Genomic DNA, 12,796 nt, shown 5'->3' with positions numbered 1-12,796 from the left:
CATTCATTGCGCAGGAACGATGTCGTCGGGCTGCCAGGTCTTGTCGAAGAAGGCCTGCGAAGGACCATAGAAGCGGATGATCGGAAACCATCCCTTGCCGGGTACCGTCCTGATCCAGTTCACATGCTGTTCCTTTGGCGCAGCCGGCCCGAAATAGATGTCGACCGATCGATCGGCATTGATCACGGGATTCGTGTACTGGCTGATACTCGGGAATTTTTCTCCGTTTTGCAGCATTGAACGGCTTTGCGCATCGTAGACAACGACGGACCAGAAGTTCTTGACGGGAATATCGGGTGGCAGGTGCAGCCGATAACTTTTTGCTCCGTCGAGCCACGCGCCGTTCGAGTCCCGTGGCGTCCAGATGTACTGCGATCCTTTGCCAACCACTTTGTCCACCATGGCGGGCGACATGCCGATCGCCGCATAGGCGAATCCCGCGCGCCGGTCGGTGTTCAGATAACCTTGCGAATCCCAGGTCGCGCTACCGCCGACAAACAGCAGTTCCCAGCGACGATCAGGATAGACGAGTCGCGCGGGATCGCTTGATGCATAGGTATTTTCACGCGCAATAGCGCCGCCAAGACGCGCGGCTTCGCCAAGGAGTGCCTTGCGGTTCGCATCGGGGGAAAAGGGCGTCCCGTTCGCGATGCCAATGCTGGCGAGCGTGAAGCGGTCACTCGACGAAATGATGCCCGCAGGCTCCGAGGCAATAATGTTGGCGAGGTCGTCGAAGTACTGATAGTTGTCGTCGAAAACCGTGTCGACAGGCGAGGTGGAGCCATCGACAAATGTCGTTCTGGGTGGCTTCGCGGCCTGCGCCAAAGGATAGATCTTCGTCGACTTCATCAAGGCGACAGCTTTGTCGGGTTTGCCGTCCACGAGAAAGCCGCGCACGCCGAACACTGCCTTGTAGGTGGGGGATCGGGCGACGATATAACCTTTGGGAACAGTGCCTGTGTAGCCGGGCGGCAGAAAGAGAAACTTGCCTCCCTTGCCTTTGTCGGCTCCAGTCGGGCCAATGCCGACCAGTTCGCTTTGCCTGAGATCCGATACGCCACCGAGCAGCATGGGTGGCGCTTCGACAACCGTCGGGCCGTCGCGCTTCAAATCCAGCGCGCTCATGGCGTAGACCGTTTCAGTGTTGCCCGTCAGGAGCAGCGTCTGCGCGTTCATCAGGCTCTCCCACACGACCATCTGATTCGGCGTTGCCGGGCCCGCTTCCGCAACGCCCTTCCAGACCCGGTACCAGGACACAGTGGGCATTTGCGTCAGATAGGCTTCAATCGCGCGGTTCACGATCAGCAACTCGTCCAGCTTGCGTCCCGTGTCCGCCGTCGGATAGCCGCCGACGAAATCAAGATTTCCATAACGCGAGGTAATCGATCCTGTCCCGGCCCAGCCATGCGGATCAGTGGTTTGAGCGTTGGCTTCGATTGCCGTGCCCAATATCGTTATCGTCGATGAAAATAAAATCACGCCCGCTGCGAATTTCGATTTTTTCAACATATGTACCCTGACTATCGATGCAAAAAAGGCCGACATGCGGGCTGCCACAGTTGCTGAGCGCGAGGTCCGCGGAGTTTGCCGGTGCTGATAAAGGGGGAGGTCATGCGCCAGTCTGTTCGATCTGAACCATAGTATGGCTGCGCTGTATCGCAAGTGCAATTTCAATCCGGTCTCTTGTGATTGAATATGCCTGTTGCCTGGATATCCGTTTATGCGTGGCGTGCGGTGTCCTTATTTTGGGGAATACGGGTGGCTACAATAGTCGGGTTGTCGTGATCGCCTGAAACTGAACACGAATTCGAGGCATGGAGATCCAGTGAATCCATCGGAAAGTATTGACCAGTTGATCGGGAAACTCACGGACTGGCGTGGCAAGACGTTTGCCGGCATCCGCAAGTGCATCCTTGAGGCGGACCGGGAGATCGTCGAGGAATGGAAGTGGATGGGAAGCCCGGTGTGGTCTCGCGACGGAATGATCGCGGTCGCCGACGCGCACAAAGGGAAGGTGAAGCTTACGTTTGTCCATGGGGCAAGCATCCCGGATCCTGACGGACTCTTCAATGCGGGCCTCGAAGGCAACGCGAGACGCGCAATCGATTTTTTCGAGGGCGACAGGATTAATGACCGTGCGCTAAAAAATCTCGTCCGTGCCGCTATTGATTTCAATCAGAGCAAACTGAAGAAGAAAGCGTCCGCGAATACCCGGACTAAAGCGGAGAAAGGCTAAAAGACGTGATGCTGGCATATCGTCTCGCCATTGCTCCGGTCATTGGATCAGTCACTGTGGGATACTTCTTCGATCGGCACGGCGGCGCCCGGATGTCATGTCTTGAGCGCGACCGATGCGTGCGGGAGGATTAGCCTTGACCAGGAATGTTGACACGCGAGCGCCAGATGAACGGAGTCCATCAAATGGAACGATGGGCGAGCCGGCTGCGCGCCCGGCTGCAATGCCGACGACGCTCGAACTCTTTCTGATTTTTGCGCGGATCGGGCTCACGAGTTTTGGTGGCGGACTGAGCGGATGGTTTTTGCGTGAGTTTGTGTACGAGCGGCACTGGCTCACGGAGGAAGAGTTCCTTGATGGACTCGCGCTGTCGCAGGCGCTTCCGGGTGTCAACATAAAAAACCTGGCGATCTGGATTGGGCATCGTCTGCTTGGCTGGCGAGGCGCGGTGGCCGGGTTTTGCGGCATCATCTTTCCGCCAGCGGTGTCGATCGTCATCCTGGGTGTCTTTTTCTCGGCGATGGCGGGTTTCCCGTTGACGCGTTTTGCACTGGCTGGCGCAGCGGCCGGCGCAATCGGCCTTTCCCTCTCAATGGCGATAACCGCGGTGCGCCGGTTGCCGCGGCGCGTCGTTCCGATTCTGATCTTCGTCGTAACGTTCATTGCGGTCGCGATCCTCGCCGTGCCACTCGTCTGGACTGTGCTGGTAGCAGGAACACTTGGCGTCGGCCTGGAATATGTGCGTTTGTCCCGACACGAGTAATCGACGGCCCTTGTCTTTCCACGAGCGATAACCCTTGTCCCGAACACTCATCGCGCTTTTCTCCGTCTTCGCGCCGCTGTCGATCGTGACGATCGGGGGCGGCCAGTCGATCATCGCGGATCTCCAGAGACAGGTCGTCGACGTGCATCACTGGATGACGCATGCACAGTTTGTCAGCGACTTCGCAATCGCACGGCTGGCACCGGGGCCAGGCTCGCTGCTCGCGACCCTGATCGGCTGGCAGGTTGGCGGACTTTCGGGCGCGGTTGTCGCGACACTTGCGCTCTTTGGTCCGACTGCATTCATGATGTACGGCGTCGCGCATCTGTGGACGAAGCATCGTGGCGCACGCTGGCAAAACGCGTTGCAGTCGGGTCTTCGCCCCGTGGCGGCGGGACTGATCCTGGCAGCCGTCTATGTGCTGGTGAAAGAGCTGGATGGCGGCTGGATTGCTCAGGTCACCGCCCTGGTCGCGACCGTGATCGTCATGACAACAAGAATCAACGCGCTGATCCTCATCGCGGGCGCTGCGACGTTATTCGTCCTGCTTCATCTGGGCGGCGCGCTTTAATCTGGATCGTCGGATTGAAATGTCACGCCGATGCAGGCATTCCCTAAAAATTTCTTCCCTGGCCACCCGTCATGTCCCGCCTCACGAAAAGATCGACGTTATCCGACCGTGACGGCACAAACGCCCTGACCATTGCGATACAAACGATACCTAAAATAACCACTACAGCTGGAATCTCAAACAAGATCATGTTCACGGGAAACTCCTCATCGTCCGCGAGTAGCCATGACGCAGCGCCGCTGCGTCATGGCTACAGTTCACGTCCCAGTTTAGGTGGGTGGAACCAGACGTCAAAACGAGAATTTTTCGTCGGGATGTGAGAAAAATTGCGGTAGCGTCAATCCGGTGCTACCTGTTTTCACCGGCGCTCGGGGAAGCGCAGGGCCGAATGATGCCGGCCGTAGGAAACATAGATGATCAACCCGATCACCAGCCATACCACGAGCCGTACCCAGGTGACGAGCGGCAGTCCCGCCATCAGCAACAGGCAAAACAGGATTCCGAGGACCGGCACGACCGGTACGGCGGGGACCCGGAAAGGGCGTGAGGCATCGGAGTCGCTGCGCCGCAGATAGATCACGGCGCCGCACACGAGGATGAACGCGAACAGCGTACCAATGCTGACCATCTCCCCGAGTACGCTGATCGGCGTAAGGGCCGCGACGATCGCGACGACGGTTCCGATCAGGATCTGACTCAGATGAGGCGTCTGAAGACGCGGATGAACCCGTGCGAAAAGAGGCGGCAGCAAGCCGTCCTTCGACATCGTGAAGAAGATGCGGCTCTGTCCGTACAGCAGCACGAGAATCACAGTGGTCAGTCCCGTCAGCGCACCGATCTTGATCAGGATGGAGAACCAGGTGAGACCGATCGCGTCGACGCCTTTGGCGATCGGATCAGGAACATTCAGCTCACCATAAGGTACGAGTCCGGTTAGAACCCCCGCGACGAGGATGTACAACACGGTACAGATGATCAGCGATCCCAGGATGCCGATCGGCATGTCCCGTTGCGGTTTTCTCGCTTCTTGCGCGGCAGTGGAAACCGCATCGAAACCGATGAACGCGAAGAACACCACGGCCGACCCGCGCAGAATCCCGCTCATGCCGAAGTTACCGAATTCACCCGTATTCGCCGGAATAAACGGATGCCAGTTTGCCGGCTTGATGAAAAACACACCGAGCGCGATGAAGGCCACCACCACGGTCAGCTTGACTGCCACCATGATGTTGTTGAGCCGCGCGGATTCCTTTGTACCGAGTACGAGCAGGGTGGTCAGAATGGCGATGATCAACACCGCGGGCAGATTGATGAGGCCCGTCGCGGTGGTGCCGTCGGCCAGCTTGACGACGGTGCCGGGTGCGGCGGCCAGAATGGGCGGGATATTGATTCCCACGTTATGCAGCAGGCTCACGATATAACCGGACCATCCGACCGCGACAGTGGCGGCGCCCATCGCGTATTCGAGTATCAGATCCCAGCCGATGATCCACGCGAAAATCTCACCCAGCGTGGCATAGGTGTAGGTGTAACTGCTGCCGCATACGGGCAACATGGCTGCCAGTTCCGAATAGCAAAGCCCGACGAACGCGCACGCGATGCCGCCGAGTACGAAGGACAGTACGATGCCTGGGCCGGCGAACTGCGCCGCGGCCGTGCCGGTCAGGACAAAGATGCCGGCGCCGATGATGGCGCCGATGCCCATCGCCGTGATGCTGGTGGCGCCAAGTGTTTTCGATAGCGCCTGGCTCCCCTCCTCGCCTGCGCTTCCTACAATATCGGCGACGGATTTCCGTGCCATGTAGCTCGTATCAGCCATGATGAGTCGTCCCGTTCAAATAGTGTTGGGCACGAACCGACCCGGCTTGCTTCGGCTCGCGGAGCACGACAAAAGCATCTGTTACCGAAGCGTGGCGGAGGTAAGGTGGAGGAAAATGGTGAATTCAGTGTATTCCGGATTAACGGCAAAGTGAATATCTGGTTTTCTGGCGACCCTGCGACCGCGGGTGAGACGTTCTGCCCGTGTTCTCAAGGTGTTATGCGCGGGATCTTCCTGCATGGAACCTGCATTAAAGCTGGGCTTCGATCGCTGCCTTGTCGATGACCGACCATACCTGCTCGATCCTGTCGTTGCGGAATCGATAAAAGACGTTTTCCGTAAAGAAAACCTTCTTCCCGTTCACAGCGAGCCCAAGGAACGTTCCCTTTGGCGAACAGGAGAAGGCCAGCCGGCTGGCTACGTAATGCGAATCGGCAATCAGCAACTGGATGTTGAAATGAAGGTCTGGAATTTCATTGAAGTCCCGCTCCAGCATCTCGCGATAACCCGGCAATCCAGTCCGCTGATCGTTGTAGCGTACATCGTCATGAACGAACTGCTCCAGCTTCTGCCAGTCCTGCCTGTTCAGGCAGGCAATGTAGTTCCGGTAGACACTGGAGAGATCGATCCTGTTCATGGCAATGACCTTCCGGCTGAAAATAGACGTGTTGAAATTCTACAGCCAGGCAACACACGAGTCCGACACGAACGTAGGGAACGCGATGGCTCGCGAATGAGGTGTCTGGGGCGAATGCCGTCACAATCGCCCAACCCTCAATGTCCTTAAGCAGCCCGCCCGATCCCTTCAAGTTCTTCAAGCACTGCTTCAGACAGGCTCAATTGCGCCGCCTGCATGTTTTCACGCAGATGGCCTGACGACGACGTACCCGGAATCAGCAGGATGTTAGGCGAGCGATGCAGAAGCCAGGCAAGCGCCACCTGCATCGGCGTGGCGCTGAGCTTCCTGGCGACCTCTGACAGCACCGACGACTGCAGCGGCGTGAATCCCCCAAGCGGAAAGAACGGCACATAAGCGATGCCTTTGGCGGCGAGTTCGTCGACGAGCGCATCGTCTTCCCGCTGGACCAGGTTGTAATGGTTCTGCACGCAGACGATTTCCACGATCCCCTGTGCCTCGGCGACCTGGGCCGACGTCGCGTTGCTCAGACCGATGTGGCGCACGAGTCCCTTGCGCTGAAGCCCGGCGAGTGCCTCGACCTGTCTCGCGATCGTTCCTTCGGATGGCGCGTGGACCTTGCCCATGATCCGCAGATTGACGATTTCGATCGCGTCGAGCCCGAGATTGCGCAGGTTGTCGTGAACGCCGCGCTCGATGTCCTGCGGCTCCATCGCGGGTAGCCATGAAGCGTCGTCGCCCCGCACGGCGCCGACCTTGGTGACGATCACGAGGTCGTCCGGGTAGGGATGGAGCGCTTCCCGGATGATCTGGTTGGTGACGTGCGGTCCGTAGAAGTCGCTCGTATCGATGTGATTGACGCCCGACGCCACCGCCTCGCGAAGAACGGCGATCGCGGCTTCACGATCCTTCGGCGGCCCGAATACGCCGGGGCCGGCAAGTTGCATGGCACCGTAGCCCATCCGGCGCACCGTGTGGCCGGCGAGAGAGTAGGTGGCCGCGGCTGTGGACTTTGACATGACGTGCTCCTCGAAGAAGATTGAACGCCAGTATGACGGCGATTGCGCTGTTAAATAATCCGGTTTAAGTTGTACGGGTTGTTCAAAAAATTGCACAATCGCCATGGAACTGAACGATCTTTCCGCATTCATCTCGGTCGCACGCTCAGGCGGCTTTCGCGATGCCGCCCGGATCAGCGGTGTTTCCGCATCGAGCCTCAGCATTGCGGTGCGCCGGCTGGAAGCGAAGCTGGGTCTGCGCCTGCTCAACCGGACCACACGCAGCGTCGCGCCGACCGAAGCGGGGCTGCGTCTCATCGAAAAGCTCACGCCGCTCTTCAGCGAAATGGAAGCGGCGCTCGACGTCCTGAACGGCTTTCGCGACAAGCCGTCGGGCACGCTCAAACTCAACGTGCCTGCGAGCGTGGCGCGCATTGACCTGCCAGGCGTGATCGCGTCGTTTCTGAAGGCTTATCCCGACATCCGGGTGGAAGTCGTCGTCGAGGATGGTTTTGTCGATGTGCTTTCGATCGGTTGCGACGCAGGCATTCGCTACGACGAGCGTCTTGAGCAGGACATGATCGCGATTCCGATCGGGCCGCGTGTGCAGCGTTTCGCTACCGCTGCGACGCCGGACTATCTCGACACGCACGGCAGGCCCGGACACCCGCGTGATCTGCTCGGGCATGCGTGCATGCGCATCCAGTTCGCGGGCGGCGCCATGGCAACCTGGAACTTCGAGCGCGACGGCGAGCGCGTCCAGCTGGACCCGCCGGGGCCACTCGTGGTCAGGCCCGGCGCGGCGGTCGATCTTGCCGTCAGCACAGCGATGGCAGGCGTGGGCATCGTTCATCTTTTCGAGGACATGCTGCGCCCGCATCTCGATAGCGGCGCACTCGAACCGATCCTGGAGCCGTGGTGGGAACGCTTTTCGGGCCCGTTTCTCTACTATCCCGGGCACCGTCATTTGCCCGCACCGCTGCGCGCGTTTGTCGATTTTCTTAAAGCGGGTGAAGCGGCGAGACCTTAGTTCTCTCACGCTACAAACCGTTCGCGATGACAGGCCCGCGAGTTTCTTCTACCTGGATCACCTCACGTCAACACTTGCCTCGCCTGAAAAACAAAACCCCACGTTCCGGAAAACGTGGGGTTAGCCGGCAGCCCCGCACATGCGGGACTGCTCATACCTGCATGGGAAGACCCTGAATCTCAATACACCGGGTGTCCGTTAATCAGGCTCGGCAACCAGGTCGAGAAGAACGGCAGATAGGTGACGACGTTGATCGCACTGAAGATGGCCAGATAGTACGGCCACGCGATTTTCGTCGTTTCACCGATCGAGACGTTGCCGATCGCGCAACCGACGAACTGCACCGAGCCGATCGGCGGGTGAACCAGACCCAGCGAGCAGTTCAGCAGAATCATGATGCCGAACTGCACGGGGCCCACACCGGCATGCATCGCGAGCGGCAGGAACAGCGGCGTCGTGATCAGGATGTGCGCGGCCATGTCGACGAACGTGCCGAGGAAAACCTGGAGGACGTTGATATACAGCAGCATCAGCCACGGAAGCGTCGTTGCATGTTCGAGCAGGCGCTCGATCGCGTCGGGAATCTCCAGATAAGCCATCTGGAAGCGCAGCATGTTCGACACGGCGATCAGCAGCAGCACCACACCCGTTGTCTTGGTCGCGCTTGAAAGCGCCACGAAGAGCTTCTTTCTCGTCATCGAGCGATAGACGACCAGTGTCAGCACCAGCGAATAGACCACCGCGATCGCCGCGGCTTCTGTCGCTGTCGCAATGCCCCTTGCCACGCACACCAGGATGATCGCGATCACCATCAGGCCGGGCAATGCGCCAAGGAACGTTCTGCCTACCGCGAACCAGCCGGGAAACTTCTGCACGCCCGTCGAACCGTCGGGGCGCTGCGGGTAGCCGAAACGAACCGCTTGCCAGTAGGCTGCGATCAGCACGAAACCCATCACCCACAGCACCGGCAGCAGTCCGGAGAACAGCAGGTCGCCGATCGAGACGCCGCTCAGCGTCTGGCCGTTCAACGTGCCCGTGATCCCCTGTGCGGCGAACGCATAGATGATCATGTTCGTCGACGTCGGCATCAGCGCGCCGGCCAGCGACGAGTGGGTCGTCACATTGACCGCATACGCCGCGCTATAGCCTTCGCGCTTCATCAGCGGAATCACGACGCCGCCCATCGCCGACGTATCGGCGGTCGGCGAACCGGACACACCGCCGAACAGCGTGCACGCTACGACGTTGGCCATGCCGAGACCGCCGCGGAAATGCCCGACGGTCGCCTGGGCGAAACGCAGGATGCGGTCGGCGATACCGCCGTGGAGCATCAGTTCGCCGGAAAAGATGAAGAACGGGACCGCGAGAAACGAGAACGCGTTCATGCCCGAGATCATCGACTGCATGGCCGTTGCCGCTGGCAGGCCTTCATACAGATAGGTCAGGACGCACGAGAGCCCCAACCCGAACGAGACCGGAACCCCGAGAGCGAGGAACACGATAAAACTGACAAAGAGAATGGCAAGTTCCATGATTGCTCTAGGTATGCTTCCGCGCGAACAGCTTCAGCAGATGTTCGAACGAGAAAGAAATGATGCAGACGCTGGCTGCGACCGGAATGAAGTAGCGGAGGGCTTCCGGCAGGCCGAGAATCGGAATCCGGTCGTCCATCGTCGTTTCCGCCATTTGCATGCAGCCCACGAAAATCGCGATGGAAAGCGCGATCAGGCACAGATGCTGAAAGGCTTCGGCCACGATCTGCCCTTTGGGCGACAGTTTCTTGACGAGCGAATCGAGCCCGATATGACCGCTCTCGCGAACCTTGAGCGAGGCCCCGAACATGGCGATGACGACCACCAGCAAAAGTGCGATCGGCTCGACGAAATCGGGTGCATCGTTAAAGACATAGCGCATGACCACGCCGTAAAAGACCAGCACGGTCAACACGGCAAGGCTGATCGACGCCACTATGGCCAGCACGCGGGAAAGAAAATCATTCGGGCGTTTCATGAAGGTCATCTATTCCATCCTTCCATACAACGGACTTGTCCTGCCCATTCAGACTGCCTCGCCAGCCGGTTGCCGGTTCACGAGGAAATGCTTGCGGCGGAATGCCGGCAGAAAGAACGCTCTGCGGGACATTCCGCCATCACCAGCGGGGTGAGACTTACTTGACTGCCTGGATTTCGTCGACGATCTGCTTCATCTGCGGCGTTTTTTCGTACTTGGCCCAGACCGGCTGCATGGCCTTCACGAATGCCGCGCGATCGATCTGCGACGCCGGAACGATCGTCGCGCCACCCTTCGTCACGGTCTTCGCGGCCTCGGCTTCACGCGCCGTCCACAGCTTCTCGTAGTAGGGCACCGAGTCGTCCGCGGCCTTCTTGATGATGGTCTGTTCCTGCGGCGTCAGCGTGTCCCAGACCTTCTTCGAGAACACGAGCACTTCCGGCGTCATCGCGTGATCGGTTTCCGAGTACACCTGTGCGACTTCGAAATGCTTGGTTTCGTCGTAGGAGGGGAGATTGTTCTCCGCTGCATCGACGAGACCCGTCTTCAGGCCCGTGTAGACCTCGGCGAACGGCATCGGCGTCGGCGTGCCGCCCATCGCGCGGATTTCGTCGACCATCAGGTCGGACGGCTGGACGCGGACCTTGAGGCCCTTCATGTCGGCCGGCGAATGGATGGCTTTCTTCGCGTACATCGAACGCGCGCCGCTTTCATAGAAGGTCAGCGCGATCAGGCCCTTCGCCTTGAAGGCGTCGAGGATCTGCTGGCCTGCCGGGCCGTACATCGCCTTGCGGAAATGGTTGATGTCGCGGAACAGGAACGGCAGCGACGGAATCATCGATTCCGGCACGATCTCGTTGAACGCCGCGCCGTTCGCGCGGGTCATGTCGAGCGCGCCGATACGGACCTGGTCGATCGTGTCGTTTTCAGAGCCGAGCGAGCTGTTGCCGAAGACCTTCACGGAATCCTTGCCGTTGGTCGCCTTCGAGATCTCGTCGCCCATGAACTTCACGGCCATGTTGGTCGGGAACGTGTCGCCATGCACGTCGGCCGAGCGGAACACGCGCGCCTGTGCGGCACCCGTGCTCAGGGCCAGCACCGACGCCGCGGCGATCATCGAAATACGGGAAAGGTTAAAGTTGTTTTTCATCGCGCTATTTCCTCTGAAAATAAACCATCGATCGATTGCGAATGCTGCGATACGGTCATCGCCCGTATCCCCACCGTCGTTTCCTCGACCAGCCGCCACAGGGAATGTGGCGCTGGAGATGGCGTGGTCTCCGGTCATTCGGCCATCCGGCCTTGCACGAGGCAAAAAGCTGGTTGGATTTGTATGTTGTCCTATGACTGCGAGAGTCTATCGATATGAGATACCGGATGTACACCGGGTAATTACCCGTATAGCGTGAGCGAACGCGCTGAAGATTCGCTCACGCCGCGTTCCTTTTTCGCCCGCGAGAATCCGGGAAAACGGGGCGATGCCACGCGCCGCAAGGCGGGAGCGTTGAATACGTGGCGAATATTTCAGTCCGTTAGATAGTTATACGATGACATATAACTAAATACCTCCTGAATGCCGGGGGACTCTCCACGCATCGGACGCCCGGCCGGATGGGCGGTTCGTGCGATGCCGATACGGTCGAAAAGGCCTGCGGCGAGGCGGTACGCTATCGGGAGATCTCTTCCGATTGATTTTTTAAGCTGGCGCTGACTTTATTGGTTTTGTCAGATGGATGTCAATCGAGAAAAGAATGACAGATAACTAACCCATGTCGCCAGCCACGATGCCGAGCGCGTTTGCACAGACTGTCGAGTCGCGTTACGCCGGGCTTACCCCGACCGCGAAGCGTATCGCGAGCTACATGCTGGCGAATCTCGAGCGGCTGGGGCTCGAAACCGCCGACCAGATCGCGCGGCAAACCTGCACCAGCGGTATTTCCGTGGGGCGCTTCCTGCGCAGCGTGGGCTATCGCAACCTGGACGACCTCAAGCGCGAACTGCGCGGCGTGCAGGAGCGTCCGTGGATGATCACGGACCGGCTGGAGGAATATCGCCGGTTATCGGATCAGGCGCGGCATATCCTGCCGCGGGAGCCGGCTGTCAGACCCGACGGCGTGGCGACCGGCGCGGGCGGCGGCGCGGGCAGCACGCTCGGGCGGTCCCTCGATCTCGAACTCGACGCTGTCCAGTACGTCTACCAGCTTGCGCGGACGCCCGCATTCGCGCGCATCGCCGAACGTCTGGCGAACGCCGACGCGGTGTACATCCTCGGCATCCAGTCGACTCGCGGGATCAGCAACGCGTTTTCGAGCTACCTCGAATACATCCGTCCGCGTGTGTTCTATTCAGACGGTATGTCAGGTTCGTACGTCGATTCGCTTAACTCCGGCTTTGCGGCGCCGTATCTTGTCGTCACCGATACCCGCGCTTACTCGCGCATCGCGCGCAGCTACTGCGAGGCGGCCACGCGGCGCGGCTTGCCGTTCGCACTGGTCACCGACCTGTACTGCCCGTGGGCCCGCGATTTCCCGTGCGACCTGCTGCAGGCCCGGACCGACGTCGGCCAGTTCTGGGATTCGCTCGCGCCGCTCACGTGCCTGTTCAACCTGTTGATCACGTCGGTCGTCGAGCGGCTCGGCCCGGCCATCGACGAACACGTCGCGCGCAATCGTGAATTGCAGCGCGAGCTCGATCAATTCGACCTTTAGCCCGTTTTGCCATGTTCAGGCTGA

12 protein-coding genes are annotated in these 12,796 nt (G+C 59.5%); 5 read left to right on the top strand and 7 right to left on the bottom strand.

Going from position 1 to position 12,796, the window contains the following annotated elements; translation table 11 throughout:
• Positions 1 to 3: 3 nt before the first annotated feature.
• Positions 4 to 1,674: a DUF1254 domain-containing protein gene (locus LPA37_RS17050; protein WP_229013172.1), complete on the bottom strand. Its 1,671-nt coding sequence runs from the start codon at positions 1,672 to 1,674 to the stop codon at positions 4 to 6.
• Between the two features lie 151 nt (positions 1,675 to 1,825).
• On the opposite strand from LPA37_RS17050, the gene LPA37_RS17045 reads away from it, so the two are divergent.
• The 3 genes from LPA37_RS17045 (at position 1,826) to LPA37_RS17035 (ending at position 3,570) form a co-directional block, all read left to right on the top strand.
• Positions 1,826 to 2,236, top strand: a complete 411-nt coding sequence (locus LPA37_RS17045) for a DUF1801 domain-containing protein (protein WP_229013171.1) — start codon at positions 1,826 to 1,828, stop codon at positions 2,234 to 2,236.
• A 193-nt stretch (positions 2,237 to 2,429) separates the two neighbouring features.
• Positions 2,430 to 2,999: a chromate transporter gene (locus LPA37_RS17040; protein WP_229013170.1), complete on the top strand. Its 570-nt coding sequence runs from the start codon at positions 2,430 to 2,432 to the stop codon at positions 2,997 to 2,999.
• Between the two features lie 34 nt (positions 3,000 to 3,033).
• Positions 3,034 to 3,570 carry a chromate transporter gene (locus LPA37_RS17035; protein ID WP_228979448.1) on the top strand — a complete coding sequence of 179 codons (537 nt, stop codon included), beginning with the start codon at positions 3,034 to 3,036 and terminating at the stop codon, positions 3,568 to 3,570.
• Between the two features lie 358 nt (positions 3,571 to 3,928).
• Here the strand turns inward: LPA37_RS17035 and LPA37_RS17030 are convergent, their stop codons facing one another.
• The 3 genes from LPA37_RS17030 to LPA37_RS17020 all read right to left on the bottom strand — a co-directional run bounded on the left by LPA37_RS17030 (position 3,929) and on the right by LPA37_RS17020 (position 7,045).
• Entirely contained in the window at positions 3,929 to 5,389 is a 1,461-nt protein-coding gene (locus LPA37_RS17030; protein ID WP_228979445.1) for an amino acid permease, read from the bottom strand.
• A 250-nt stretch (positions 5,390 to 5,639) separates the two neighbouring features.
• A complete protein-coding gene (locus LPA37_RS17025; protein WP_228979442.1) occupies positions 5,640 to 6,026 on the bottom strand; it encodes an ester cyclase in 387 nt (128 codons plus the stop codon).
• A gap of 146 nt (positions 6,027 to 6,172) precedes the next feature.
• Complete coding sequence (locus LPA37_RS17020; protein ID WP_228979440.1) at positions 6,173 to 7,045, bottom strand: aldo/keto reductase family oxidoreductase; 873 nt, start codon at positions 7,043 to 7,045, stop codon at positions 6,173 to 6,175.
• A gap of 103 nt (positions 7,046 to 7,148) precedes the next feature.
• On the opposite strand from LPA37_RS17020, the gene LPA37_RS17015 reads away from it, so the two are divergent.
• On the top strand, positions 7,149 to 8,054 hold the full coding sequence (locus LPA37_RS17015; RefSeq protein WP_228979438.1) for a LysR family transcriptional regulator: 906 nt from the start codon (positions 7,149 to 7,151) through the stop codon (positions 8,052 to 8,054).
• Between the two features lie 179 nt (positions 8,055 to 8,233).
• Here LPA37_RS17015 and LPA37_RS17010 read toward each other — a convergent pair whose 3' ends face one another.
• From LPA37_RS17010 to LPA37_RS17000, 3 genes are all read right to left on the bottom strand, one after another.
• Positions 8,234 to 9,586: a TRAP transporter large permease gene (locus LPA37_RS17010; RefSeq protein WP_228979436.1), complete on the bottom strand. Its 1,353-nt coding sequence runs from the start codon at positions 9,584 to 9,586 to the stop codon at positions 8,234 to 8,236.
• 7 nt (positions 9,587 to 9,593) lie between these two features.
• Complete coding sequence (locus tag LPA37_RS17005; RefSeq protein WP_228979434.1) at positions 9,594 to 10,073, bottom strand: TRAP transporter small permease; 480 nt, start codon at positions 10,071 to 10,073, stop codon at positions 9,594 to 9,596.
• 148 nt (positions 10,074 to 10,221) lie between these two features.
• Positions 10,222 to 11,214, bottom strand: a complete 993-nt coding sequence (locus LPA37_RS17000) for a TRAP transporter substrate-binding protein (RefSeq protein WP_228979432.1) — start codon at positions 11,212 to 11,214, stop codon at positions 10,222 to 10,224.
• A gap of 619 nt (positions 11,215 to 11,833) precedes the next feature.
• Here LPA37_RS17000 and sapR point away from each other — a divergent pair.
• Positions 11,834 to 12,772 carry a sap1 transcriptional regulator SapR gene (sapR, locus tag LPA37_RS16995; protein ID WP_407672544.1) on the top strand — a complete coding sequence of 313 codons (939 nt, stop codon included), beginning with the start codon at positions 11,834 to 11,836 and terminating at the stop codon, positions 12,770 to 12,772.
• Positions 12,773 to 12,796: the final 24 nt, after the last annotated feature.

It is taken from the genome of Paraburkholderia gardini (assembly GCF_907164545.1).
Lineage (GTDB): Bacteria > Pseudomonadota > Gammaproteobacteria > Burkholderiales > Burkholderiaceae > Paraburkholderia > Paraburkholderia gardini.
This window is presented reverse-complemented; position numbering and strand designations above follow the sequence as displayed.

Bases quoted from the DNA above. Each gene is read 5' to 3' on its own strand.
- LPA37_RS17040 (WP_229013170.1), top strand. From the start codon at position 2,430: ATGGGCGAGCCGGCTGCGCGCCCGGCTGCAATGCCGACGACGCTCGAA.
- sapR (WP_407672544.1), top strand. From the start codon at position 11,834: ATGTCGCCAGCCACGATGCCGAGCGCGTTTGCACAGACTGTCGAGTCG.
- LPA37_RS17000 (WP_228979432.1), bottom strand. From the start codon at position 11,214: ATGAAAAACAACTTTAACCTTTCCCGTATTTCGATGATCGCCGCGGCG.
- LPA37_RS17020 (WP_228979440.1), bottom strand. From the start codon at position 7,045: ATGTCAAAGTCCACAGCCGCGGCCACCTACTCTCTCGCCGGCCACACG.
- LPA37_RS17025 (WP_228979442.1), bottom strand. From the start codon at position 6,026: ATGAACAGGATCGATCTCTCCAGTGTCTACCGGAACTACATTGCCTGC.
- LPA37_RS17010 (WP_228979436.1), bottom strand. From the start codon at position 9,586: ATGGAACTTGCCATTCTCTTTGTCAGTTTTATCGTGTTCCTCGCTCTC.
- LPA37_RS17005 (WP_228979434.1), bottom strand. From the start codon at position 10,073: ATGACCTTCATGAAACGCCCGAATGATTTTCTTTCCCGCGTGCTGGCC.
- LPA37_RS17015 (WP_228979438.1), top strand. From the start codon at position 7,149: ATGGAACTGAACGATCTTTCCGCATTCATCTCGGTCGCACGCTCAGGC.
- LPA37_RS17030 (WP_228979445.1), bottom strand. From the start codon at position 5,389: ATGGCTGATACGAGCTACATGGCACGGAAATCCGTCGCCGATATTGTA.